This is a genomic window from Shinella sp. 20P9.1.1 (assembly GCF_057798995.1).
This window is the reverse complement of record NZ_JBYOLC010000027.1, coordinates 1-16,359: the sequence shown is the minus strand read 5'-3', so window position 1 is coordinate 16,359 and position 16,359 is coordinate 1. Positions and strand designations below refer to the sequence as shown.

Here is a 16,359-nt window from a genome sequence, read left to right as displayed (position 1 = left end):
TGGCTACATATCAAAGTTTCGTAATCTATCTTATGGAACTTATCGACGGATAAGGGGCATGAACGGAGGATGTAAGTGGGACCGTGGTCTCACCTTCCTGAATGGCTTCTCACCCAAAACGGGATCGTAGTTTCGGTGGCGGCGAAGCCGTGGCATTCGACTTGCGGGAAAATGCGCCATATCCCCTCGTCGCCTTCGACATGACCAACGTCGACCTGAAAGAAAGCCTCAGACCGATAGCGCCATCCTTCGATGTAGCGCTGGATTTGATCGGTCGAGACAATCAGTAATCCGGTACCCCGTTTATGGGGGCATAGCCTAGATCTCGGCTGACTGATTGCTCCTGCCGGCCCCAGGTGGAGCGATCTGGCCGGAAATCATCTCGTGACCCGATAAACCGCCTGGATCGCGTAGTTCGCTTCGCTTGCGGCCGACGCCAATCCAGCGTGGAAAGCGCGAAAGTAACCACGTTAGAACATCGTCGAGTGTGTTTGACGCGGATCACTCAGTAGCTTTCACCTCGGCGGAAAGCCTCCAGCAAATTCAACGCCCACTCGCTCAGCTCAGGGTTCGACGATATCTCTTTCAAGCAACCACGGGCGCGCTCGGCGTCGAGGAAAGACGATAGCGTATCATGTTTGAGGATTTTAAACGGATCCCTCGTCGCTTGTCGTTATACTGCTTCTGAGCGCCTCGAGCTTTTCGACGAGCCCGATATCGGACACGACGTTTTCCCCTATGAGACGCCTCGGCCCCTCCCCGTCGCCCAAATCTAACCAGTTAAACAGCAGTGCGATCGGGTTCGACACCGCAAAGACATTGGTCCCCGAAAGTCCTTCGTGGCGCGTGATCATCACCGCAACCACACCGTCAAGCTCTTCTGACGATAGTAGCCTTTCGGCAGTGGAACGTTCGCCGTTCCCCACCCGGCCTTGTGCGAACAACTCACGTCTGAGGTTGTCGGTAAGCCAGCCAAGCGCTTCTCCCGTGCCGAACATTTCAATGAGAAGCTCGACGGACGCGCCGCGGGGCTGGGAGCGGACCGCCCTGCGGTCCCGGTTGCTCTCTTCCAGGGCATAATGCATGGCGCGTCTTCATTGGCGAAGAGGCCGCCGACACGGCCGAGACGATCCTCGACGACCCACCAGCCGTGGTGATCGCGCCCGACATTGAAGCGAGGCGGTTCGGTTATCGCGACAGGGCGGCGCGGGCGACGGTGTCGAGCAGTTTTCGGAAGGAATGGCGCGATCTGCGCTCAAAGTTGCGGGAGAAAATGCTGGACGGCGGCTGCGGCGGCCAGGATCAGGCCGACGCGCAGCAGAAGCGCCGGTATCGGCAACGGCGGCTGTGGCTGCCGCATGGTGGCGGCGACCGCCAGCGTCTTATGGGTTTTCTTCTTGCGTGCCATGTCGTTTGCCCTCAGCTTGCCCTGGCAAGCTGCGCGGCGCTTTCCGGCAAGCCGGCAAGCGCACGGCGTACGGCCGCACCAGCCCCGGGCGTGGTCGGCACAAGCGGCAGCCGCACCGACCCGGACAGGCCGAGGACAGGCGTGAGCCCGTGCTTGATGGCAGCCGGATCCGGCGTATTGCCGAGCGCAATGAAGAGCGGCACGAGACGGTCCTTCAGGTCCAGGGCGAGATCGACATTGCGCGTGCGTAGTGCCTGATGCATCGCGCTTGTTAGGCGCGGCGCGAGATTTGCCGCAGCGGAAAACGTTCCGCTTCCGCCCAGCACGTTGAAGGCGAAGGCCGTCGTATCGTGTGCGGAGTACAGCACCAGCCGCTCGCGCAGCCGGCGGTCGATCACGGCGAGGCGCGCCATGTCGCCCGATGCGTCGATGAAGCCGTGGATGCCGGGAACATCGCTGAGCGCCCAGAGAGTTTCGGCGGTGACGTCCGAGCGGGTCATTCCAGGGTCGGCCAGGACGAGGATCGGCACAGCGGTCGCTTCTGCGATGGCACGCATATGGGCGATGATGCCCTTTTGCGTCGGCTTGCTGTAATAGGGCGTGGTCACGATCAGCGTGTCCGCCCCCTCCTCTTCCGCATCAAGGGCAAGTGCTATTGTCGCCTCAGTCGAATAGGTGCCGACGGAAGCAAGAACCGGCACGGAGAGACGGGCTGCCCTGACGACGGTGGCAAGCATGGCACGGCGCTCTTCCCGGCTCAGCGACGACCCCTCTGCCAGCCTGCCGCAGACAGCCAGGCCGGACACGCCGCTGGCGATCTGCCAATTGACGAAGGAGGCAAGCCCCTCGTGGTCCACCCCATCGCCGCGCAAGGGCGTGACGAGGTCGGTGATGAGGCCCTGTACAGGATTACGGCGTCGAAAGTCTGGCATGATGTCTTTTCCTTTCAATGTTTGACCGGAGCGGCGCGATCCCGCGCCACCAGCGCGGCCATGACGGCAGCCACTCGGTCGACATGGACCGCGACAGCGCGCGGAACCGAGCCGCCCGAGCAGATGCGTGCAATCCAGGTGCCTTCGAGGCACACCAATTGGTCGAGATGACAAGTCGGGCGCGCGGCATCGACCAGCAGCCGGCTTGCAGCCACGAGATCGTCGCGATCCATCAACGTGCGGAAGCGATGCCGGAAGTCGGCATCGTCGCGCGCCTCGGCCAGGGATGGCAGGGTGCGCAGGATTTCCCATAGGTGATGCTCCCGCAGCCGGCGGGCGGCGGCGATACGTTCGGCAAGCACTTCGGCAGCCGGCAGGTCCGCCTCTGCCTGATGACGACGCATCACCGTTTCGGACGATGCGGCCCTAGGCATGGAGAACCCCGAGCAGAATCGCGGCGATAAGAAGCATCGTTGCGAGAACGGCGCCTACGGCGAGCGGCATGGGTTCGTACCGCCCTTTCCCATGGCTCACCTGATCGTGCAGGCGCACGCGATGATGAAGGAAGATCATCCGCGTCGAAAGCGGTGGAAGATGATGGTCCGAAAAATCTCTCCGCATGATGGCACCTCTGCTGATGGATCGCCGTGACCCCACCCGGAAAGGCATGGGTCACGACGATCTGAAGCTAGGCGTCCACGGATATTTTCTCGATTGGAAGGCGGGGCCAGAAAAATAGGAATTGCATAGACGGCGCCCTGTCGCCGTCACGACTACGTGAGAAGCGCGAAGATTTCATCGGCACTGCGCGCAGCGCGAATGGCGGTGACGGTATGATCATCGCGCAGTTGCCGCGCGATGCAGGAGAGGATGTTGAGGTTCTGCCCGTGCCCCGAGGCCGGCGAGAGAAGCAGCACGACAATGTCGACCGGAATATCGTCAACCGCCTCGAAATCGATCGGCCGGGCAAGCCGGGCGACGATGGCAAGGCTCTTCGGCAGCCCTTCGATGAGCGCATGCGGGATGGCGATTCCCCGCCCGATACCCGTCGAACCGAGGTTTTCACGGGCAAGCAATGCCTTGGCGATGATGCCAGCGTGGATACCGGTCTTGTGAGACGACATGTCGGCCAAATGCCGCAGAAGCTTGTGCTTCGAAACGAACGGCAAGTCGAAGACGATGTTTTCCAGCGCCAGATGGTCGCTGAGCTGCATGATGAACTCCATGAATGCGGTCGATCAGCTCGCGTCGACGAGCCTGTAGCCGACACCGGTCTCGGTGAGGATGTATTGCGGTTGGTCCGGTGTACGCTCGATCTTCTGCCGGAGCTGGCGGACATAGACGCGCAGATACTGTACGTCGGTCAGGCCGTCCCAGACATGTTCGAGCAAGAAACGATGGGTCAGCACCTTGCCGGCATGCTGTACGAGAATGCGAAGGATATCGTATTCCTTCGGCGAGAGTTTCACTTCTTCGCCCGCCACCTTGACGATGCGCTTGACGAGGTCCACCGAGAGATCACCCGTCTGGAAGATGGGTTTCTCTCCCTGGGTTTGCAGCCGGTGACGCAGCGCCACGCGGATGCGCGCGACCAGCTCGTTCATGCCGAAGGGCTTGGTGATGTAGTCATCCGCGCCAAGCTCCAGCGCTTTCACGATGCCGGCCTCGTCCGTGCGGCTCGAGAGGATGACGACGGGCAGGTCGAGCCCCTCTGCGCGCCACCTGGCCAGCAGGTCATGTCCCGGCATATCCGGCAGGCCGAGGTCGAGCACGATCAGATCCGGCTTTTCCGATTTGACCAGTTCGATCGCCACCTTGGCATTCATCGCCTCGATGATGGCGTAGTCCTGCGTGGAGAGCCCGACGCGCAGCAGCTTGCGGATCGGCGGCTCGTCATCGACGATCAGAATACGGACGGCGGTATTGGTCATTCGTTTCCTCCCAGGACGGGCATTTCGGCCGACACCGGCATGCGGATGGTAAAGACGGCGCCGGCGCGGTCTGTGCGGTTGGCTGCCGTGATCTCACCGCCCATCGCCTCGACGAAACCGCGGCAGATCGAAAGACCAAGCCCCGTACCGGCGCGCACGTGGTCGCCTTTGCGCACGCGGTAGAAGCTGTCGAAAATGCGCTCGATGTCGTCCGGCGGAATGCCGGGGCCTTCGTCGATGACGGAAAGCAGAAGGGCATTGCCGTCCTGCCGGCCACGGATTTCGATCAACGTGTCTTCCGGCGCATATTTGGCGGCGTTGTCGATAAGATTGAAGAGCACCTGCTCGAAAAGCACGGGATCGAGCCGCAGCATCGGCAGAGTTTGCGGTATGTGCACCTCGACCTTGTGATGGGAGACGATCTTGCCGGCGCGCGAAAGCGCCGTGCCGACGATGTCGCCAGCAAAATGCCAGGCATAGTTCGGTTCCATGGCGCCGGCGCCGAGGCGGGTCATGTCGAGCAGGTTGGCGATGAAGCGGTTGAGGCGCTCTGATTCATCGATCACCGTCGAAAGCAACTCGCGCCGCGCCTCATCGTCCAGTTGCGCGCCAAGGCCCTTCAGCGTGTCGGCCGAGCCCATGATGGCCGCGAGCGGCGTCTTGAGGTCGTGCGAGATGGAAGTCAGCAAGGCCGACCGCAGCCGGTCCGTCTCAACGGCAAGCCGGGCCTTGTCGACATCGGAAACGAGCTGCACGCGCTCGATTGCCAGTGCAGCCTGATCCGACAGAGCATCGAACAGGCGCTGCTGCTCGGGCGTCAGGATCGGTCCCTGCCTGTCATTGTCGAGACCGATGACGCCGACCGCCTCGCGGCCGGTGCGCAGGGGAAGGTAGAGCCGCTTGGCGCCCGGCAGCGTATCGGCGCCGCGGCCGGCAGGGCGGTTGTGTTCCCAGGCCCATTTCGCCGCAGCGATATCGGCATCGACCAGCGTGTCGTCCGGCGGGTAACCGGCCTTGACCGCCACCGAGCCGCCTTCCGGCAGCAGGATGACGACCCGCACCTTGAGCATCGAGGCTATCTGGAAGGCGGTCGCCCAGAGCACATCGTCGAGCGTGCCGGTGCCGGCAAGCTTTTTGGAGAAGAGATAGAGGTCTTCCGTCGTGCGGGCCCTCTGCCGCGCGGCTGCCGCCTGGCGCTGCACCGCGGCCGTCAGGTTCGAGGCGACAACCGCAACACCGAGATAGAAGAACAGCGCGACGATGCTTTCCGGGTCGCGGACCGTGAAATTGTAGCGCGGCTCGAGGAAGAAGAAGTTGAAGGAAAGCGCACCCAGCAGCGAGGCGAAGAGACCGGCCCCAAGCCCACCCTGCACGGAGGCCGCGAGTACTGCCATGAGGAAGACGAGCGCAAGGTTCTGCACGTCGAGCGTCTGGTCGAGCGCAATGCCTGCAAGAATGGCGAGCAGGATGAAAATCACACTCAGCAGATAGGGTCTGACGCGAAAGGGTTTTGGCGCCTGGGCGGCCTTCACGCCACGCGTCGGCTGCGCTTCCCTGTCATCTCCGGAAATGACGTGGACGCTGATATCGCCGGCATAGCGGATCAGATCGTGCGTGACCGAGCCTTGCCAGAGCTGCCGCCAGCGCGAGCCGTTGGGGCGGCCGACGACGATATGTGTGAAGTTGTTGGTGTTGGCATAGGCGATGATGTCGCGCGAGAGCGAGAGCGCCGGCAGCGTAACCGTTTCGGCGCCCAGCTGTTCGGCAAGCCGCATATTGGCGGCGAGCCGGTCCTTGTCCTCCTCCGGCAAGCTGACCGCTTGTGGCGTGTCGAGATGCAGCACTGCCCAGGGCGCGCGCAACCGGTCGGCCTGGCGCCGGGCGTAGCGCACGAGGCTGGCGCCGTTGCTGCCATGGCCGAGGCAGACCAGCAGGCGCTCGCCAGCCGCCCACGGCCCCGAAATGGCATGAGCCTGCATGTGGTTGAGCAACTGCTCGTCGACGCGCTGGGCGGTGCGGCGCAGCGCCAGTTCACGTAGCGCAGTCAGGTTGCCCGGTGAAAAATAGTTCTCGACCGCCCGCTTGGCCGTCTTCGGCACGTAGACCTTGCCGTCCGCCAGCCGCTTGATCAGGTCTTCCGGCGTGATATCGATGATCTCGATGTCGTCGGCCCGGTCGACGATGGAATCCGGCACCGTTTCACGCACGCGGATGCGGGTGATCTGCGCCACCACGTCGTTGAGGCTTTCCACATGCTGGATGTTGAGCGTCGAATAGACGTCGATGCCGTGCGAAAGCAGCTCCTGCACGTCGAGATAGCGCTTGGGATGGCGGCTGCCGACGGCATTGGTATGGGCGAGTTCGTCGATGAGAACGAGCGCCGGCCGGCGTTCGAGGATCGCATCGAGATCCATTTCCTCAAGTGTCTGGCCACGATAGTCGATCGTCCGGCGGGCGATGACCTCGAAGCCTTCGACGAGCGCCTCGGTCTCCTTGCGACCGTGCGTCTCGACGACACCGATAACGACATCGACGCCGTCGGCCTGCCGGGCGCGGCCGGACATCAGCATCTCATAGGTCTTGCCGACGCCCGGCGCTGCACCGAGGAAGATTTTCAGGCGCCCACGCGTCTCCCGTTGCGCATGCTCCAGCAGGGCGTCCGGCGACGGCCTGTTCTCAATCTCGCGACGGTCATCCGGCATGAATATCCACCCACTTTCCCCGACCGGCCGAAAGGCCGATCGGAGACGCCCATTTCAGTTTACGAACGGGCCTCGTCAAGCGCCATGTTGAGACGCAGCACGTTCACCACAGGTTCGCCGAGGAAACCAAGCTTACGGCCCTCGATCTGCCGGTCGACGAGGGCGCGCACTGCGGCCTCATCCATCGCCCTCGCCTTGGCCACGCGCGGCACCTGGAAATAGGCGGCGTCCGGCGAGATATGCGGGTCGAGACCGCTGCCCGAGGCCGTGACGAGGTCGATCGGCACTTCGGTACCCGGATTTGTCGCCTTTGCCGCCTCGTAGTCCGTCTTTACCCGGTCGATCAGCTTCTGACTGGTTGGGCCGAGGTTGGAACCGGAGGAGCCGGCGGCGTTGTAGCCGTCGCCCGCCGCCGAGGGACGGCCGTGGAAATATTGTTCACCGGCGAAGGCCTGGCCGATAAGGCTCGAACCGACGACCTGGCCATTCTTCTCGATCAGGCTGCCATTCGCCTGACCGGGGAAGACGGCCTGCGCGATGCCGGTCATCGCGGCGGGATACAGAAGGCCGGTGATCGCCGTGGTGGCCACGATCATGACGATGGCCGGACGGAGTTGCTTGAACATGGTTTTGCTCCTTAGACGAGGCCGAGGGCCGTAATGGCCATGTCGATCGCCTTGATGCCGATGAAGGGCACGACGATACCGCCGAGGCCGTAGATCAGAAGGTTGCGGGAGAGCAGCGTACCGGCGCCGACGGCGCGATACTTGACGCCCTTCAGCGACAGAGGGATCAGCGCGATGATGATAAGCGCGTTGAAGATGATCGCCGAGAGGATCGCCGACTGCGGGTTCGTGAGGCCCATGATGTTCAGCACGCCGAGCTGGGGATAGAAGGCGAGGAACATGGCCGGGATGATCGCGAAGTATTTCGCGATGTCGTTGGCGATGGAAAAGGTCGTGAGCGCGCCGCGGGTCATCAGGAGCTGTTTGCCGATCTCGACGATCTCGATGAGCTTGGTCGGGTCGCTGTCGAGATCGACCATGTTGCCGGCCTCGCGGGCGGCGACCGTGCCGGTGTTCATGGCAACGCCGACATCGGCCTGGGCGAGCGCCGGGGCATCGTTGGTGCCGTCGCCGCACATGGCGACGAGCTTGCCCTTGGCCTGCTCCTCGCGGATGAGCTGCAGCTTGTTCTCCGGCGTTGCTTGAGCGAGGAAATCGTCGACGCCGGCTTCAGCGGCGATAGCAGCGGCCGTCATCGGGTTGTCGCCGGTGATCATCACCGTGCGGATGCCCATGCGGCGCAGTTCCGAGAAGCGCTCGCGGATGCCGCCCTTGACGATGTCCTTCAACTGGACGACGCCGAGCAGCTTGCCGTCGCGGGCAACTGCCAGCGGCGTGCCGCCGGCCTTGGCGATCTCCTCGGCGATGGCCTGGAGTTCGCGCACGGCGTCCGACGGCACGAGGGTACCGACATAGGCGAGCACCGCATCGACCGCGCCCTTTCTGATCTGCGCGCCCTCAAGGTCGACGCCGCTCATGCGGGTCTGGGCGGTAAAGGGCACGAAGGTGGCCTTCAGGCTGTTCATGTCGCGGCCGCGGATGTCGTACTTCTCCTTGGCGAGCACGACGATGGAGCGCCCTTCCGGCGTTTCGTCGGCCAACGATGCGAGCTGCGCGGCATCGGCGAGGTCCTGCTCGGAAACGCCGCGGACGGGCTTGAAGGCGGTCGCCTGGCGGTTTCCGAGGGTGATGGTGCCGGTCTTGTCCAGCAACAGCGTATCGACGTCGCCGGCCGCTTCGACCGCACGGCCCGACATCGCCAGTACATTGAAGCGCACGAGGCGGTCCATGCCGGCAATGCCGATCGCCGACAGCAAGGCACCGATGGTCGTCGGAATGAGCGTGACGAAAAGCGCGACGAGCACGATGATCGGGATCGAGCCGCCGGCATAGCTGGCAAAGCTCGGAATAGTCGCGGTGGCGAGCACGAAGATCAGCGTCATGCCGGCAAGCAGGATGTTGAGCGCGATCTCGTTCGGCGTCTTCTGGCGTTCCGCGCCTTCGACGAGCGAGATCATGCGGTCGAGGAAGGTGGAACCGGCAGCTGCCGTGATACGCACGCGGATCCAGTCGGACAGGACCTGCGTGCCGCCGGTGACGGCTGAGCGGTCGCCGCCGGATTCACGAATGACGGGCGCGGATTCACCCGTGATCGCCGCTTCGTTCACCGAGGCAACGCCTTCGATGACCTCGCCGTCGGACGGGATGATGTCGCCCGCCTCGACCAGCACGACGTCGCCGACCTTGAGGCTGGTGCCCGGAACCATCTTGTAGTCGGTGGTGCTGCCATTGGCGAGAAGCTTGGCCTGGGTTTCGCTACGCGCCCTGCGTAGTGAATCGGCCTGCGCCTTGCCACGGCCCTCGGCGACGCCTTCTGCGAAATTGGCGAAGAGCACGGTGAACCAGAGCCAGAGATTTATCTGGAAGGAGAAACCGAGATCACCGCCACCGGTAACAACGTCGCGCAGAAAGAGGACGGTGGTGAGGACCGAGACGGTCGCCACGACGAACATGACCGGATTGCGGGCAAGCGTGCGCGGATTGAGCTTGGTGAACGCGGCGACGATCGCCGGAACGAGAATGCGAGAATCCAGGATGCTCGCGGATTTTGCCTGGCTCATAAGAGACTCCAGCTTTGAAGCGATACGGGGGGCCGTGGACCGGTCAACCGCGTAGGAATTCGATGACACTGACGATGGCCACGAGGGTGGCCAGCATCACGAGGATGACATTGGACGCGCACCATCGGGCCGGCATTCCACCCCGGCGAACCGGGGCGGAGAAAGGCGGTTTCTTCACGCTGCGTATCATGGCCGCGTCCCTCAGAAGGTCTGCCCGGCGAGCATCGCGAGATGCTCGACGACCGGGCCGAGCGCGAGCGCCGGGAAGAAGGTAAGGCCACCGACGATGAGGATCGTGCCGACGAGCAGGCCGACGAAGAGCGGACCGTCCGTCGGGAAAGTGCCGGCCGAGGCGGGAACCGTCTTCTTGGCGATCAGCGAACCGGCAATTGCCAGCGCGGGAACGATGACCAGGAAGCGCCCCATCAGCATTCCGAGCCCCAGCGTGACATTGTACCAGGGTGTGTTGCCCGTCAGGCCGCCGAAGGCCGAGCCGTTGTTGGCCGCGGCCGACGTATAAGCGTAGAGGATTTCGGAGAAGCCGTGCGGGCCGGCCGTGCCGATGGAGGCGACCGCCGAGGGCATCACGCTCGAAATTGCGGTGAAGACCAGCATGGCGAGCGGCAGGCAGAGAATGGCGAGCACGGCCATCTTCATTTCCTTCGCCTCGATCTTCTTGCCGAGATATTCCGGCGTGCGGCCGACCATCAGGCCTGCCACGAAGACGGCAACGATGACGAAGAGGACGATGCCGTAGAAACCTGCACCAACGCCGCCGACAATGACTTCACCCAGTTGCATGTTGATAAGCGGGATCAGACCGCCCAGCGCCGTGAAGCTGCCATGCATGGCATTGACCGCGCCGCAGGAGGCGGCCGTCGTGACGACTGCAAAGAGCGACGATAGGACAATGCCGAAGCGCGCCTCCTTGCCCTCCATGTTGCCGCCCTCGAGGCCGAAGGCATGCATCAGCGAATTGCCCGAGGCTTCCGCCCAATAGGTGATAGCCACACCCGCGACGAATAGCGTGCCCATGGCGGCGAGGATCGCCCAGCCCTGACGCTGGTTGCCGACCATACGGCCAAAGACGTTGGTGAAGGCCGCGCCGATCGCGAAGATCGAGACCATCTGGATCATGTTCGAGATGGCGTTCGGGTTCTCGAACGGGTGGGCCGAGTTGGCGTTAAAGAAGCCGCCGCCATTCGTGCCGAGCATCTTGATGGCGAGCTGTGAGGCTACCGGGCCGAGCGCAATGGTCTGCTGCGCGCCTTCCAGCGTCGTCGCCGTCACATAGGGGCCGAAGGTCTGCGGCACGCCGAGCGCCACATAGGCAAGCGTCAGCACGACGCAGATCGGCAGCAGCACATAGAGCGTCGCGCGGGTCATATCGACCCAAAAGTTGCCGAGCGCCTTGCCGGATGCGCGCGAGAAAGCGCGGATGAGGGCAATGGCGATCGCCATGCCGGTGGCTGCAGAAACGAAGTTCTGCACCGTCAGCCCGGCCATCTGGGTGAGATAGGACAGGGAGCTCTCGCCGCCGTAGTTCTGCCAGTTCGTATTGGTCACGAAGCTGACGGCAGTGTTGAAGGAAAGCTCCGGCCCGACGGCGGCCATGCCGGCGGGATTGAGCGGCAGCACGTCCTGGAAACGTTGCAGCCCGTAGAGCAACAGCAGGCCGGCCAGATTGAACGCCAGCATGGCGAAGGCGTAGCTCGTCCAGCGCTGCTCTTCGCGATCGCTGGTGCCGGCCAAGGCGTATAGTCCCCGTTCGATCGGAACGAGGACGGGAGAAAGAAATGTACGTTCCCCGGCAAACACGCGCGTCATATAGGCGCCGAGCGGTTTGACGAGTGCAAGGACGATCCCGCAGAAGAGCAGGATCTGTAGCCATCCGTTGAGGGTCATGGGAGGAAACTTTCAATACCCGGCAGCGTCGTCAGAAGCGTTCTGGCCGAATGAGAGCGTAGGTCAGGTAAATGGTGAGAAAGACGGTGACGGCACCGCTAAAGACATAGTCGAACAACATCGTATGCTCTCCTCACAGCCTGTCGCAGGCTTGCGTGTAGGCAAAGCAGAGGGCGAAGAAGACGACCGCTGTGCCGATAAGAATGATGTCCATCATAAATCCGGACTCCTTTGTTGCGGGCACGCCAGACGAACCGAAAGGCGCCGCCCGGCAGGCGGCACCAAAAACGTCCGGCACGGAGAGAACCTTTCGACCTCTCGTACCTAGATATGCGGTCAAACCGGATAGGCATTCGAGAGTGATAGGGGGCAGAAAAAATATGAATCTTATAGGAATTTCGACCAGTGCGGTTGCCGGCCCCAGTTTCTGACGCGTTGCGTCAGAAGGTTCACCCTGCGGCGAACCCTACCAACACGGCAATGCCAAGCCCGAGGATGCCGGCGGCAAACATCAACGTTAAATCCTCACGCTTCAGGTGACACCGCGGCAGACCAGCCTCATCCGCGACCGCTCGAGACCTGCATCGCTCGGCGAGGTAAAGGGCGATATAAAGGCTCCCGTAACGAGCAAACATTGTATTTCTCCTTGTCAATTTCACGGGTCTTCCACAGGATCGCATCCGCCCCTGGATGCGGACGAAGCCGGGCCACGCGAAACCCAGCCAACAGGCCGGGGGTGCATCGCCTGCAAGACGGGAACCGAAACTAGGAGATTTCCTTGTAGATGAGGTCAGGCGCGACGATCCATTCACCTTGCCGCAGCGACAGCACGTTCAGTCGGCCGTTTCTGTCCCGGCCGGCAAGCCCGACGAAGCCGTAGCGCCGTCCATGCCCATCAATGACGGCGGAATAAATCGAACGATCGCACACGGAGCCGGCGATGGGGCCGGCTCGGCGCGTCTCGGCGAGTATGAAATATTCGCAGGGAAGGCTGGGGCTTACCATCATTTTTGTGTCACAATCGCAATTGTCCGGCGCACCGGAGCCGCCTCTGCCCTGGCCGCCACGGACCGAAAACCGCCTTTCAGGCCCGGGGGTCTCTTGCCGAGACGGCGCCTTTTCTTGAATTCGACGACGAACGGTTTCGGCTGCGGTCGCATGTCAGTTCCTTTGGTATGGTTTAGTGAAATTTGCAGTCGACCCGGCCGAGCGGACCGAAGTCTGCGGCGACGGACTGTCCGGCCAAAACCTGAGGGATGATGGTGCAGGAGCGGGTTGCGATGATGTCGCCGATACCGAGCTTTCGCGGAGGCGCCGAGAGTTCCCGCGCCAGCCATGCGACGGCATTCAGGGGATGGCCCATGACAGACGTCGCCCGCCCGCTCACCACCTGCCTCCCATCGATGGAAACGTCGGCCTGTATCCTGGCAAGGTCTGCAGCAGCCAACCCAGTCACCGCCTCGCCGCAGATCGTTGCCGCATGAAGGGCGAAGTCGGCGATCGCCGCCTCGCTTCCACCGAAGGCATTGCGTGTCCTGCGGCCAAGAATGCCAATGGCGGGCATGCAGCCGAGCAAGGCCTCAGCCACGCTCCCGCATGTGATGGGCTCGCCTGCGTCCGGAAACGTCCGACGTATGGAGAAGGCAAACTCGCATTGGGCCCCGATAATGCCGACCGGAAGCATAAATCTGTCCTGCCCCATCAGAAGGCGGGGTGTCGGGATTTCGGAAAAGATCGGAGTCAAAAGCCCAAATGTTCGGCGTGAACTCTCGCTCGAACCGACGACGGCGTAACCGCCCTGCTCGAAGCCGTAGGCGTCCTCCGTAGCCGCAAGGATCTCATAGGCTTGCTCCCGCGTGGCGATATGCCCGGGGGGAAGCTCGCACAGCACGTTGTGCCTGCGGCTCTTCGCCAGCACGTCTGCCGTACTGCCAATGAGGTCGAAAGGCATATTCGCGCTCCAGTCACCCGTTCCGGCGATAACAGCCGTCCTGACAGACTGATGATTTGGGCATAGAGATTCCATTCGGAGGAAGAGGGAAAGAAATCAAGATTCCATAGGGATAACCCTGCGCGCTGACTTTGACCCGAGAGCGGGACGGTGCACGGGGGAGGATCACATCCCCGACCCCATGCGGCCGCGCGGTGCGGACAATAGAGAGCGCCTTCTACTTCTGCAGCTCAGTCCAGATTTTTGTGTAAATCGCCTGAATCTCAGGCGGACAAGCGAAGCTAAACTTCCCCTGTGCTTTGAGCTCTTCCGGTATCACGATCTCAGGCGCCCCTCTCATATCTTCAGGCATGAACGCCTCCGATCCCAAAATCCCGTTTGCATAGCGAGCAAAGCTCGAAAGCAAGGCGGCGTTTTCCGGCTCCATGATGAAGTTCAGAAAGAGCTTGGCGTTTTCGACGTTCTCGGCATCCTTGAGGATTGCGGCATTGTCCATCCAAACCGGATACCCTTCCTTTGGATAGCCGTAGTGGATGGCAGGGTTCAGAAGTCGGCTGCGGAACGTCGCTCCATTGTAAGCGAACCCTGCGGCAACATCGCCCTTCGAATATTGCTCGCTGGTTCCGTAGTCCATCGAGATCCATTTCGGCTTCGCGTTGTTGAGAATATCACGGACCTTCTTGAGCAACGTCATGTCGCCGGTGCAGGCCTCGCCGCCGGCATAGGCGATGGCGAGATACATCACATCGGACATTTCCGGCACCACATTCACTTTGCCGATCAACTCCGCAGGCGGATCCAGAAAGATGGCGGAGGTATTGATATCGCCGGTATAAACGGATGTGTTCACCGCTACGCCGGCGGTGCCCCACTGCCATGGAACTGAGTATCGGCGGCCTGGATCAAACTCGACATTGACCCATTTCGGGTCCACGTTTGAAAAATTCTCCATTAGATCGGGGCGAGACTCGAGAAGAAGCCCTTCTGAAATCCAGATCGGCATCACTTGCGCGGACGGAACGACTATATCGAATCCGTGGCCGCCCTGGCGAACCTTCGCTAAAGCTGTATCATTCGTGTCGTAGTCAGTAATCGTCACCTTGACGTCGTACGATGCCTCGAACTTCTTGATGAGCTCGGGACTGGTGTAGTTACCAAAGTTGAATATGTTGAGTTTACCCTCGGCGCTTGCCGACGTCGCCAACATAAAAAGGGCTGGTAGAGTCAGTAATATTCTCGTTTTTCTCATTGAAATCGTTCCCTGCTATTTTAATTTGTTGCATAGCGCACTGCAGATCGGCTCGCTTGTCGTACAGCTATGTGAAAGTTGAGAAGAGTTACGCGACGGGCTCAATCAAAACGGCCGCTCGATACGGCGGTGCGCCGTACCAAGCCATCTTGTCGAGAACGACGTCAGGGATGGGCAAGTCGATGACATCCACTGGCTGTTCGTGGTCCGCCCGCTCGAACCAGGGATCGTTGGCCAGGAAGAACGTGTCAGCGGCGGAATGGAGGAGTATCCAGTGGGGAACTTCCCGCGCATGGGTTTCCACCTGGTTTACCAACACGATTGCGACGCCCCCGCGTCTTATCGCAGATCTTAGCTCGCCGATTGAGAACGGTTTTTGTTCAACCCTGACAGATCGTTCCGCGAGTCTCGATCGCAACTCAGCCTGAACAAATCCGATGATGTCACGGTTTGCGTCGGAATCGCCCGCCTCGATAAGAACGGGCTCGTTTGTGCTCATGAAAACACGCGCGCAAAATCCACGGGTGGCAGCCGCGAGCGCGATACCATAGGGATCGCAGCCGCCCGGCCCATCCAACGAAACTATGGACGTCGCTTCCCGCCAGAGCTGAAGTTCCAATCCCCTTTGCAATCTCGCAGACCGATCGAACGTCGTGAATGCCATCATCAAACATGCGGCGCCACAGGTGAAGTCGGTTGTCTGGGTGTATAGAGGAGAACCGATCGACGGATGAGTCTCCGTCCGCCAATGCTGAAAATAGTCACCGCGAGAATTCGTCGAGGTAACTTTCAGCAGTGCGACAAACTCCTGCGGAAAATCGTCTTCGGCTCGATCAGAGGAGAGGCGCCACGCATCGACACCGGCAAGGGCCGACCATTTGTCGAGCGCCAGAAAAACGGCCTTGCTGATGGCGGTACGATCGCCCGCCGGACTGGTCCACAGTTTGAAAAGCCGCAACATCGTTGTCGTCGGACGACGAAGCCCAAGAAGCGCGCCGACGACTTGGGTTCCCCGGGACGCAACGAAGAAACACTGGTTTCGTCTGCCGATTTCCACGTTCATATGCGCAGACAGAAGACATTTAAGCCTATCATCAAGCAGCTCTCGCCGGTCAATACATTCCACAATAATATCAGAGACCATTGTCAGCCCTTCTTGGCGCGCCGCTACGCATCAGCGCCATCTGTTTCCTGATGTGCAGGTTAGGGCTGCGTGGGTCTGCGGACCAAACGACGATTTGGAGCCAATTCATTCCAGCAAGGAATGAATTGGCGGCGGGAGACAAGCCGTGACAATCGCGCGATTGCGCGTCACGCGTCGCGTTGCGACTCGACTTCCGAAAAAATCCAGTCCCGAAAAGCCGCCACTGCCTTAGTGGATCGCTTTCTGTTCGGGCTGATCAGGAAATAGGACTCGTCGCTCTTCATTTTACGGGCAAATGGCGTGACGAGTGAGCGTTGGGCAATCTCGTCCTGAACCATAAACACAGGAACCAATCCAACACCCGCCCCCGATACAGCCGCTTTGATGATCATGTCGAATTGCTCAAACCGGCTCCCCTTGTACGCGTTGATGTCGTCAAGGGCTTCGAGAT

At 61.4% G+C, this 16,359-nt stretch carries 18 protein-coding genes; 1 reads left to right on the top strand and 17 read right to left on the bottom strand.

Features of this window, described 5'->3' with window-relative positions; translation table 11 throughout:
• Positions 1-647: 647 nt before the first annotated feature.
• From AC27VQ_RS25675 to AC27VQ_RS25660, 4 genes are all read right to left on the bottom strand, one after another.
• Positions 648-1,085: a hypothetical protein gene (locus AC27VQ_RS25675; RefSeq protein ID WP_488718564.1), complete on the bottom strand. Its 438-nt coding sequence runs from the start codon at positions 1,083-1,085 to the stop codon at positions 648-650.
• 170 nt (positions 1,086-1,255) lie between these two features.
• Positions 1,256-1,408 carry a hypothetical protein gene (locus AC27VQ_RS25670; RefSeq protein ID WP_488718563.1) on the bottom strand — a complete coding sequence of 51 codons (153 nt, stop codon included), beginning with the start codon at positions 1,406-1,408 and terminating at the stop codon, positions 1,256-1,258.
• 11 nt (positions 1,409-1,419) lie between these two features.
• A complete protein-coding gene (locus tag AC27VQ_RS25665) occupies positions 1,420-2,340 on the bottom strand; it encodes a dihydrodipicolinate synthase family protein (RefSeq protein WP_488718562.1) in 921 nt (306 codons plus the stop codon).
• Positions 2,341-2,354: 14 nt separating this feature from the next.
• Positions 2,355-2,744, bottom strand: a complete 390-nt coding sequence (locus AC27VQ_RS25660) for a hypothetical protein (RefSeq protein WP_488718561.1) — start codon at positions 2,742-2,744, stop codon at positions 2,355-2,357.
• A gap of 28 nt (positions 2,745-2,772) precedes the next feature.
• Here AC27VQ_RS25660 and AC27VQ_RS25655 point away from each other — a divergent pair, with 28 nt between their 5' ends.
• Entirely contained in the window at positions 2,773-2,991 is a 219-nt protein-coding gene (locus AC27VQ_RS25655) for a hypothetical protein (protein ID WP_488718560.1), read from the top strand.
• 122 nt (positions 2,992-3,113) lie between these two features.
• Here AC27VQ_RS25655 and AC27VQ_RS25650 read toward each other — a convergent pair whose 3' ends face one another.
• From AC27VQ_RS25650 to AC27VQ_RS25590, 13 genes are all read right to left on the bottom strand, one after another.
• Complete coding sequence (locus tag AC27VQ_RS25650) at positions 3,114-3,554, bottom strand: PTS sugar transporter subunit IIA (protein WP_421593226.1); 441 nt, start codon at positions 3,552-3,554, stop codon at positions 3,114-3,116.
• Between the two features lie 24 nt (positions 3,555-3,578).
• Positions 3,579-4,271, bottom strand: a complete 693-nt coding sequence (locus AC27VQ_RS25645; protein ID WP_069062781.1) for a response regulator transcription factor — start codon at positions 4,269-4,271, stop codon at positions 3,579-3,581.
• Positions 4,268-6,973, bottom strand: a complete 2,706-nt coding sequence (locus AC27VQ_RS25640) for a DUF4118 domain-containing protein (protein WP_488718559.1) — start codon at positions 6,971-6,973, stop codon at positions 4,268-4,270. Before AC27VQ_RS25640 ends, AC27VQ_RS25645 begins: the two co-directional genes overlap by 4 nt.
• A gap of 59 nt (positions 6,974-7,032) precedes the next feature.
• Complete coding sequence (gene kdpC / locus AC27VQ_RS25635; protein ID WP_313529308.1) at positions 7,033-7,599, bottom strand: potassium-transporting ATPase subunit KdpC; 567 nt, start codon at positions 7,597-7,599, stop codon at positions 7,033-7,035.
• A gap of 11 nt (positions 7,600-7,610) precedes the next feature.
• Complete coding sequence (gene kdpB / locus AC27VQ_RS25630) at positions 7,611-9,659, bottom strand: potassium-transporting ATPase subunit KdpB (protein ID WP_488718558.1); 2,049 nt, start codon at positions 9,657-9,659, stop codon at positions 7,611-7,613.
• A gap of 201 nt (positions 9,660-9,860) precedes the next feature.
• On the bottom strand, positions 9,861-11,564 hold the full coding sequence (kdpA, locus tag AC27VQ_RS25625; RefSeq protein WP_488718557.1) for a potassium-transporting ATPase subunit KdpA: 1,704 nt from the start codon (positions 11,562-11,564) through the stop codon (positions 9,861-9,863).
• Between the two features lie 31 nt (positions 11,565-11,595).
• The gene (gene kdpF, locus AC27VQ_RS25620; RefSeq protein ID WP_069062776.1) at positions 11,596-11,685 is read right to left on the bottom strand and encodes a K(+)-transporting ATPase subunit F; all 90 of its coding nucleotides are present in this window, start codon (positions 11,683-11,685) and stop codon (positions 11,596-11,598) included.
• A 328-nt stretch (positions 11,686-12,013) separates the two neighbouring features.
• Positions 12,014-12,199 (bottom strand): hypothetical protein, encoded by a 186-nt coding sequence (locus AC27VQ_RS25615; RefSeq protein WP_488718556.1) that lies wholly within the window; start codon positions 12,197-12,199, stop codon positions 12,014-12,016.
• A 130-nt stretch (positions 12,200-12,329) separates the two neighbouring features.
• Positions 12,330-12,572: a hypothetical protein gene (locus AC27VQ_RS25610; RefSeq protein ID WP_488718555.1), complete on the bottom strand. Its 243-nt coding sequence runs from the start codon at positions 12,570-12,572 to the stop codon at positions 12,330-12,332.
• 172 nt (positions 12,573-12,744) lie between these two features.
• Positions 12,745-13,515, bottom strand: a complete 771-nt coding sequence (locus AC27VQ_RS25605) for a 2-keto-4-pentenoate hydratase (protein WP_488718554.1) — start codon at positions 13,513-13,515, stop codon at positions 12,745-12,747.
• A gap of 217 nt (positions 13,516-13,732) precedes the next feature.
• A complete protein-coding gene (locus tag AC27VQ_RS25600) occupies positions 13,733-14,764 on the bottom strand; it encodes an extracellular solute-binding protein (RefSeq protein ID WP_488718553.1) in 1,032 nt (343 codons plus the stop codon).
• A gap of 88 nt (positions 14,765-14,852) precedes the next feature.
• Complete coding sequence (locus AC27VQ_RS25595) at positions 14,853-15,908, bottom strand: peptidase C39 family protein (protein WP_488718552.1); 1,056 nt, start codon at positions 15,906-15,908, stop codon at positions 14,853-14,855.
• 167 nt (positions 15,909-16,075) lie between these two features.
• A partial coding sequence (locus tag AC27VQ_RS25590) for a LysR substrate-binding domain-containing protein (protein WP_488718551.1) occupies positions 16,076-16,359 on the bottom strand: 284 nt, incomplete at its 5' end.

Excerpts from the sequence above, each read along its gene's own strand:
- AC27VQ_RS25675 (WP_488718564.1), bottom strand. The coding sequence starts at position 1,085 with ATGCATTATGCCCTGGAAGAGAGCAACCGGGACCGCAGGGCGGTCCGC.
- AC27VQ_RS25670 (WP_488718563.1), bottom strand. The coding sequence starts at position 1,408 with ATGGCACGCAAGAAGAAAACCCATAAGACGCTGGCGGTCGCCGCCACC.
- AC27VQ_RS25665 (WP_488718562.1), bottom strand. The coding sequence starts at position 2,340 with ATGCCAGACTTTCGACGCCGTAATCCTGTACAGGGCCTCATCACCGAC.
- AC27VQ_RS25660 (WP_488718561.1), bottom strand. The coding sequence starts at position 2,744 with ATGCGTCGTCATCAGGCAGAGGCGGACCTGCCGGCTGCCGAAGTGCTT.
- AC27VQ_RS25655 (WP_488718560.1), top strand. The coding sequence starts at position 2,773 with ATGGAGAACCCCGAGCAGAATCGCGGCGATAAGAAGCATCGTTGCGAG.
- AC27VQ_RS25650 (WP_421593226.1), bottom strand. The coding sequence starts at position 3,554 with ATGCAGCTCAGCGACCATCTGGCGCTGGAAAACATCGTCTTCGACTTG.
- AC27VQ_RS25645 (WP_069062781.1), bottom strand. The coding sequence starts at position 4,271 with ATGACCAATACCGCCGTCCGTATTCTGATCGTCGATGACGAGCCGCCG.
- AC27VQ_RS25640 (WP_488718559.1), bottom strand. The coding sequence starts at position 6,973 with ATGCCGGATGACCGTCGCGAGATTGAGAACAGGCCGTCGCCGGACGCC.
- kdpC (WP_313529308.1), bottom strand. The coding sequence starts at position 7,599 with ATGTTCAAGCAACTCCGTCCGGCCATCGTCATGATCGTGGCCACCACG.
- kdpB (WP_488718558.1), bottom strand. The coding sequence starts at position 9,659 with ATGAGCCAGGCAAAATCCGCGAGCATCCTGGATTCTCGCATTCTCGTT.
- kdpA (WP_488718557.1), bottom strand. The coding sequence starts at position 11,564 with ATGACCCTCAACGGATGGCTACAGATCCTGCTCTTCTGCGGGATCGTC.
- kdpF (WP_069062776.1), bottom strand. The coding sequence starts at position 11,685 with ATGTTGTTCGACTATGTCTTTAGCGGTGCCGTCACCGTCTTTCTCACC.
- AC27VQ_RS25615 (WP_488718556.1), bottom strand. The coding sequence starts at position 12,199 with ATGTTTGCTCGTTACGGGAGCCTTTATATCGCCCTTTACCTCGCCGAG.
- AC27VQ_RS25610 (WP_488718555.1), bottom strand. The coding sequence starts at position 12,572 with ATGATGGTAAGCCCCAGCCTTCCCTGCGAATATTTCATACTCGCCGAG.
- AC27VQ_RS25605 (WP_488718554.1), bottom strand. The coding sequence starts at position 13,515 with ATGCCTTTCGACCTCATTGGCAGTACGGCAGACGTGCTGGCGAAGAGC.
- AC27VQ_RS25600 (WP_488718553.1), bottom strand. The coding sequence starts at position 14,764 with ATGAGAAAAACGAGAATATTACTGACTCTACCAGCCCTTTTTATGTTG.
- AC27VQ_RS25595 (WP_488718552.1), bottom strand. The coding sequence starts at position 15,908 with ATGGTCTCTGATATTATTGTGGAATGTATTGACCGGCGAGAGCTGCTT.